At 65.7% G+C, this 6,928-nt stretch carries 3 protein-coding genes; 2 read left to right on the forward strand and 1 reads right to left on the reverse strand.

Annotated features, from left to right (window positions below; genetic code table 11):
- Positions 1–2,257 precede the first annotated feature (2,257 nt).
- Positions 2,258–4,411, reverse strand: coding sequence for a CHAT domain-containing protein (locus V2J85_RS40165; protein WP_330824338.1), 2,154 nt, complete (start codon positions 4,409–4,411; stop codon positions 2,258–2,260).
- 462 nt (positions 4,412–4,873) lie between these two features.
- Between V2J85_RS40165 and V2J85_RS40170 the strand changes: the two genes are divergently transcribed.
- Positions 4,874–5,682 (forward strand): IS5 family transposase gene (locus V2J85_RS40170; RefSeq protein ID WP_419836885.1). Its coding sequence is split into 2 segments (ribosomal slippage): positions 4,874–5,216 and positions 5,216–5,682, totalling 810 coding nucleotides; the frame shifts between segments, so codons are not numbered across the junction.
- 566 nt (positions 5,683–6,248) lie between these two features.
- The gene (locus V2J85_RS41525) at positions 6,249–6,806 is read left to right on the forward strand and encodes an ATP-binding domain-containing protein (protein ID WP_419836886.1); all 558 of its coding nucleotides are present in this window, start codon (positions 6,249–6,251) and stop codon (positions 6,804–6,806) included.
- The last annotated feature ends 122 nt before the right edge of the window (positions 6,807–6,928 follow it).

Consider the following 6,928-nt stretch of genomic DNA (forward strand, 5'->3'; position numbering starts at 1 on the left):
CCTCCAGCAGGCGCACCACTGGCCGCCAACAGTTGCCTAAGCCTGGAAGACATGGGAGGAGCCGCGGTAGTGGGCTCCTCCTCCCGGTCTGAGTCTCTGCTGGACCTTGGGGACTCGAACGCACTAGCAAGCTTCAGACTCATGATCCGAATGGGATCAGTGGTCTCGTAACCGGCGTGTCCACCGGGACGGTGGACACGCCGTGATGTCGTCGACGGACCGGATCCCGTCGCAGCTTAATCCGCGCCAACAGGCCTACAACTGCTCCAAATAACCGGCGGAGCCCTCGTCCAACTGCTGCAGCCAATACTGTGGCGACCCAAGTAGCTCGGCGGATCACGTGCTCTTCGCTGCTGTAGGAGCGTCCCGTTGCGGCAGCGATCCTGGCCACGGCTGAAGTGAGCCGCCGTTGGGGAAAGGCGCCGTCATACGTCTCATCTCCCGGCGGCGTCACCGGCTCGTAGCCAGCATCGTCGGGCTGGGGCCGGGCGCAGGCATCGCACCAGCCGAGCATGTCGTCGACTCGCTCTACGCCACAATTTAGGCAGACGAGGCCGTCACAATGGGCACACTCGGTCAACGCTCCGTCCCTGTCCTCGCCTCGCGCTTTTTGCTTGGACATGCACTTTCCGATGCACGGGCGGTCCGGCGGAGTCCCACCGACAGCAGGCGGCGGGACTCCGAGGCGGTCTCGTTCTGCGGCTTCCTGCCTTCGACGCTCCGCTGCTACGCGGGAAGACCGTATGCGGGCCGCCTGGCAGGCGGCCCACTCCGACGGGCTGAGATGGCTGGCGCAGGCCACGACCGGCGCAGGCATGTCGTCAAAACGCGGCCATTCCGCTGCGTCTCTTTGGCACTGAGCGCGAGTCGACTTGCTGTAACGCGAGCACCTCATGTCCCCGCCCGAGTCGCGTGTCGCCGAACGTCGCGATGGCAGTGCGTGGCATTCTCCGCACGGTCAAGAAGGCCAGCGAGCCCTTGGCGCCCACCGCGCCGCCGAGCAACGGGACTCACTCGTGCTCGTGGACGTCCCAGACCTGAGGTGCCGTGAGATGCCTGCCGGTTCGTAGCGGCGGACCCGTACACCGGGCCCCGCCTCCACACTCGTCTCAGCACAGCACCGCCGCCCAGGCGGGGTAGCGGGCCGCGCCAAGCGCCCGCTGTCACACCTGTGATAGCGGGCGTCAGTGATGACTCTCTGGCGTGCATGGATGTCCTCTCCTCTGTCTGTCCTCAACACCCTGGGAACCGCGTCGCCCAGCTCCCTGCGGTTAGCTCGTCATCTCAGCGGTACACGCAATGGCGGCCGGGCAATCTGTCATGGGTGGGGGCAGGCCGCATGAAGGGCCAAGGCCGTTGGTATCGGCCTTGGCTCCGACGGGGCATGCGTGTCGTGGCTTGTCGGCCGGCGCCCTGACGCAGGTGGCATGTCGAACACGTCTCGAACCTAGAGCGGGCTCATGCGCGACATGATCCTTTCGGTCATTCGCTCCCGTGCGCTGCTCGGGATGCGACGCGCGTAGCTGGCGGTCGCCGACCGTCCGCCCTTGCTGCCAACCGCTGGCTGGGTACCCCGCCTCTTATTGGCGTCCGCGGCGCCATTGGTGCAGGTTAGGCCGCTGTCTTTTCTGACTGGATGCGTGGTCGGGACAGTGTCCTTGTCCAGGAGGAGGGGCACTGTAGAGGCAGGGTCTGACAATGCATCCGCGACCGGTGCGGCGGGAATGGCGCGAGGTTTCGGCTACCGCCCGGTACCGGGCCGCACACCGAATGCACTGTCGGACGGGTGCGCCAGGATGCGTCCATGAGTCTCACCTCGTCCCTCAAAGATCCGACATCGACAATGTGGCAGTTCCTCACCGAACATCTGGCCCCACAGTCGGAGAATCAACGCTTCCCGCTCCCCGCCCGTGCAACGCACCCCGGGTCCAGGACACGCTCATTGGCGATCTGCCCTGATCCGCTGCGGTACTCCAGCGGACGCTTCGCGTTGTTGGCTGAGCTCGGTCTGGCCGCAGGCGAAGTCGAGCGCTGCCACGCCTGGCCCAGGCGGCGCCCAGCCGCAGACGGCTTGGCTGTCGCGCACGCCTACGCCGAACGTCACGGCACCTCGCCGTTTCCCGGCCCATCACCGTTGACGGTTTCGCGCTGGGTAGCTGGCTCAGCAGTCAACGCCAGCGTCAGCGCAGCCTCGGTCGGCTCACCCGGCTAGGCCACCGTCTGACAGCCCTCGATGCGTGGTTCAGGAGCCTGGCAGCTATCGTCCGGGGCGCGCTTGTTCGGTCAGCAGCTCCAGTGGTGTGAGGTGAATGAGGTCGGGACGACCGGCGAAGATGTAGAACAGCGATTCGGGGACGTAGCCGGGCCTGCGGAACCAGTTACGTACGCGGTCGCCCTGGCCCTGCTCGTCGGCGATCTCGCCCAGGACACGTTCGGTGTCTTCGTAGACGTGTGGCGGACGGATTCGGCCGGCGGCCCGGCTGCTCATGAACTCGACAAGGACAGGCCGGCCGTTGATGGTGGTGCTGGTGCCCCATGTCCTAAGGCTGGGGCTTCCGTCGATGATGTCGCTGATCGCGTTCGATGTCTGCACGTGATGCCACACGTCCAGGATGGTGGAAAACTGTCCGGGCTTCGTGTTCTCTTTCGCGAGATACACCATGAAGCGAACCATCAGCATGGCGTTACGTCTGACGTCGACTGGGACTTGTGTGCCGAGTACCGCCAGGGCGCCTTCCCGTAGCAGGAGATCGGTGATGGCCACGGCGCCGGAGCCGCGGGGGGCGACGTGGCAGGCGCTGAGGATAACCACCGGCGGCATATGGTCCAGGCCGAAGTCCAGGTGTGGCGCGTCACCAATCACAAGCGCGGCCATGTTGCCGACCATCGTTCCGTGCGCGCTGATGATGAGGATATCGGGGCGGTGTTCGGCCACGGATTGCTGGAGAGCTTCAAGGGTGAGGGTCTCGGCTTGGATGATGGTGAGTGTGGCCGAGTCGGGTGCGACGGTCTCGCGGGCAATGTCCCATCCCTGTCTCGACATCCGTCCGACCGGGTCGCTGACGGGGATGCACTCGGCCACCAGGACTTTGATGCTGCAGTCCAGGCTGATGGCCGGTGGGGCGGAGAGCTGCTGCTGCACCATCCTGGTCAATGGCTGCAAGGGCCTGTACGTGACCGGCAGGCGTGCGCACAGCGGGGCGCTGTCTCCGGGCATGGTCAGCAGGCCGAGGGGAAAGTCGGAGAACACTGTCAGGTACGAGGCTCGCTGGATGGCGGCCTTCAATTCTTTGCTCCATAGCGGCTGGGCCGCGTCATTGAGCCGGGTGAGCAGACGTCTCACGGCGGCGCTGCTGTGGGGGGTGTGGAAATGCCGTTCGAGTTCGGCAAGAGTGATGAAAGCGTCCGGGGGCATGGTGGGCAGCATGAGGCCCAGTCCGCTGCTCGCGACGGACTGGTGCGTCACTGCGAATTCGATGGCTGCTCGTTCGACCATGTGATCGGGGCGTTCGTGGAGCATGACCGACCATGTGTCGTTTGGGTTGACGGCGGGCTGGGGTCCCGTCCGGCGCCGTAGCTCGCTGTCGTAGGCTATGCGGGCGTAAGCCGGTGCGGTACCGGGCAGGGCCAGTGCAACTGGTACCCGTAGTCGGGTTGCTTCTTCCTCGAATGTCTGGCGGAAGCGGCGGTCAGCCTCGTCGTGGGATGCCCCCTCCCGTTCCAGGCGCGTCAAAGCGGCCAAGAAGGTCTGGCCGCGGAGGGCCTGCGCGAATGCTTCGCTCGCGCTCGTGCCCTGGACGACCGACTCTGCTGTTGGCCATCCCATCTGTCGGGCCAGCCTGCGGTGAGGCAGGGTGAGGGGGGCCAGATCCAGGCGGTGAGTGAGGGGCACCTCCCCCGTCAGCCTCGGCAGGTCGGGGATGAAGTGCTCGTGGATTGCCTTCCACTGAGCGGTGAGGGTGGCGTCGGACAGCTGGGAGTAGGGGGTCGTAGGCAGCGCGAATCCCAGTGTCGAGGCCCGGTGCCGGGCTTCGTCCAGCAGTTCGTCCGGGCAGATGGTGACCACGGGATGGTGGCACTGCAGATGACGACCGAGTACGTCCTCGTCGAAGCAGTCGATCGGCACCAGCAGGATGTTGTGCTCAAGGCGCAGGTTCTGGGCTGCCTTGAGCATCCAGATATCGACGTCGATGAGGTCCGAGAGCGCGGCGGGTAGGTGCAGGCAGTACCAGAGCCCGGGCAGCGCGGTGGCCACCGTTTTGGCCAGACCGTGGGGAACGGTCGACTCTACAGCCTCCGGGCGCTCAAACAGAACGGGTGCGTAGGCTGACTGGTCCTGAGCCCGGCCCTCCACGGCTCCCGGAGTGAACGGGACCACGTACAACGGCGGCTTTTCGAATGGTGACGACATCGTCAGGAACCTCGCTGCTGCAGGCGCTGATCTGCTCAACCTACTGCGCGCGACGCTGTCTTGACCTGGACTTCTGAAATGCCAGTTGCTCCCCTCGCGCCTGCGAAGACGTGCGCCGGTCGATCAGTGTCGGGCGGTGAAGGCTTTCAGTGCGCAGTCGACGATCATCTGCCTGGCCAACCCGGACCAGCGGATCTTCGACTACATTCCCGGGGTCGATGCCGAACGAGTCCATCACGCAGTCGATCACCTGCAGCCGCAGCTGTTCGACCTGTCGGGCGACGCGACCACCGCAGTCCCTTGGGCGGTCTCCCAACGCCGCCCTGCGCAACACCCCTCACCCGATACCGGACGCCGTCAGGACCTTCCTATATCCCACTTACGGCCCTGCCCCGTTCGGCGCGTACGTCCATTAGGCATTAGACGCCGTTTCTGATGGTGTGATCGCTCGTTGAGCCGTGCATGACGGATCTGGTTGAGCGGTTGGTACCGGACGAGTTGTGGGTGCTGTTCCGGCGGGTGGTCCCGCCGACGGAGGTCATACGCCCGCAAGGCGGCGGCCGCCGACGGGCCGGTGACCGCGCATGCCTGGCAGCGATCATCTTCGTGGCCACCTCGGGCTGCACGTGGCGGCAACTGCCGCCGGTGTTCGGGCCGGCCTGGCCCACCGTCTACCGGCGCTTCGCCCAGTGGAGCCGGGACCGGGTGTGGGCCAGGCTGCACCGCGTCATCCTCGACGAGCTCGGCGCCCGCGGAGCGTTGGACTGGTCGCGGTGTGCGATTGACTCCGTCAGCGTCAGGGCGGCAAAAGGGGGCCACTGACCGGACCGAATCCGACCGACCGCGGCAAGAGCGGATCGAAAATCCACCTGATCACGGACCGCAACGGGCTGCCCCTGTCCCTGGGCATCTCCGGCGCCAACATGCACGACAGCCTCGGACTGGAACCACTCGTGGGCGGGATCCCACCCATCCGCTCCCGCCGCGGACCGCGCCGCCGGCGTCCAGCCAAGCTCCATGCCGACAAGGGCTACGACTACGACCACGCGCGCCGATGGCTCCGTAAGAAAGGCATCCGTCACCGCATCGCCCGCAAGGGCATCGAGTCCTCCACCCGGCTGGGCCGCCACCGCTGGGTCGTCGAAAGGACGGTCTCCTGGCTCGCCGGATGCCGCCGCCTGCACCGCCGCTATGAACGCAAGGCCGAACACTTCCTCGCCTTCGTCGGCATAGCAGCGACCCTCATCGGCTACCGCCGCCTCACCAAGTGAAACGACGTCTTAACGGTTCTGCGCCCGCACCTTGCTGAGAAACTTGGCAGACAGCCCACCGTCGCCGTACTGGCCAAGGAGAACGCCTTCCTCGGCAGGATCTCGGAGAAGATCGCCGTCGCCAGGAGCGTCGGCCAACAGCAACTCCCCGCCGTCGAACACTCTCTCGTCTTTGACCCGGAGCTCTCGGCAGCAGCGGGTTACGTCGTCGCTTCCATCCTCGAATGGCCGGGCCTGCAGCGGGCAGAGGCGCTCATTGGCACGCTCCGCGCCATCGCCGACTACTACCGGATCAAGTACAGCAACGGCATCCGCGGCGCGAGAGCCACCATGCGGACGATCGCCAACGCCATCACCGCCCTGCACAACGAGACCGCAGTCAATTCCAACACCGCCAAGAGCCTGGTCACCGCCTACGAGAGGGGCATTCAGCTGATCGGACGGCTGTGGCCGACTGGCAGACCGCCCGCGCCCTGCTCACAGGATCCAACGAGCTCAGCGCACTCTTCAAGGACGCCCGGATGCTCCGCCTCCTCAAAGCTACCGATCTGCTCGCTTGGGTCCTGATGGAGGCCTGGGACGCCACCTCTTGCGCCGACGTCGCTGCCGCCATCAGGCGAGCCCTCAGCAACGAGTCCCTGGTGGTCTCCCGGCAGGACCCCGCGGACGTCAGCCTGATGAGCATGCATCGTTCCAAGGGCAAGGAGTTCGACGGTGTCATCATCGTCGAAGGCACCTACACCTCCAAGCTGCTGGACGCCGAATGGGACGCGAAGCGCACCGACGAGACACGCCGCCTGCTACGGGTCTCGATCACCCGGGCCCGCCACACCGTTGTCTTCGTCCGCCCAGCTGGTGCCTCCCCCTCACCCCACCGCTCCCGGCCACCAACTGAGCCGAAGAGGCCTTGGACGGCGCGGGGCAGCACTGCGAGCAGTTCATGTGAAGCTCACCAGTGGCCGAGTGAGAGCACTGCGCAGTCTCGTTTCCCCTTTCGCCAACCCTGCGGAAGAGCCAGCCTTCTGAGACGACCGTGCTCGTATGTCAGGGCAGCACATCCTCCTGCGCACCCCTGCCGACCTTCACTTACTTTCCCGTTGACTCCTTCGTTTCGAAGACGCTAGGTGTGCTGTCCCGGGACGTTGGTGACAGGCGACATGCCTTGAGTGGTCCTTGAAAGAGGCGAGGGCCTTCTGGCTCGGTGTGGATTGCGACATCTACCGCCGAGTGCAGGAGGCCCTCGTGA

Source organism: Streptomyces bugieae (assembly GCF_036352915.1).
GTDB lineage: Bacteria > Actinomycetota > Actinomycetes > Streptomycetales > Streptomycetaceae > Streptomyces > Streptomyces endophytica.

What these genes read in the sequence shown, in the direction of transcription:
- V2J85_RS40165 (WP_330824338.1), bottom strand. Translation starts at nt 4,411, where the DNA reads ATGTCGTCACCATTCGAAAAGCCGCCGTTGTACGTGGTCCCGTTCACT.
- V2J85_RS41525 (WP_419836886.1), top strand. Translation starts at nt 6,249, where the DNA reads ATGGAGGCCTGGGACGCCACCTCTTGCGCCGACGTCGCTGCCGCCATC.